General features: G+C 36.6%; 1 protein-coding gene. It reads left to right on the top strand.

The window, feature by feature from the left end; all coding sequences use genetic code 11:
* Positions 1-290 precede the first annotated feature (290 nt).
* Positions 291-549: hypothetical protein (locus tag ACVRRC_RS22280; RefSeq protein ID WP_472997622.1), on the top strand; the 259-nt coding region annotated here is incomplete at its 3' end.

The following is a 549-nucleotide window of genomic DNA, read 5'->3' as shown; positions in this document are numbered from 1 at the left end:
CTATCGTTGGTGCATTATGGCGGTGTTCAATTTCAACTGAATTGTTAAAAAACGCTCGATTTATGACCGCATTTTACATAGGTAAATCGTACTGCAAAAATGCGACCCAAGGTCGTAAAAATGCAAATTATGTTGAGCAAATATATACTTGCGGTAAGCGATGGAAAAATCATGGGAATTTTACTACACTTTTTTTAATCAAATTCTCATTCGCGAATTATGCATTTTTTGACTAAAAAAAGACTTTCATCTAATTTTTAAAAATGTATGATTTAAATCAATGCATGCGAATGAAAAGCATTGTATGTCTGGGTGGGGATCCAGTGCGAGGGGTGGCTTTTAACGAATCACCCCTTTTTTATGCTCTAAATGCCATCTCCATTCAGTCAACTTTAATGCATAATTATTCAGTTGTTAACGTAGTGTTAGCTTTGCAGAAAAGGTCAGCAATGCGAAGCCCTTTTCCGTTGACCCTGCTTTGTCAAAATCTATACCCTACAGCGATTGATAAGGACCTGATTGACCGGAAAAATAATGAGCGTGAACAAC

The sequence above is a fragment of the Stutzerimonas sp. LR2 genome, assembly GCF_055755175.1.
Note: the sequence above shows the minus strand (reverse complement) of the source record. Positions and strands in the feature narration are given on the sequence as shown.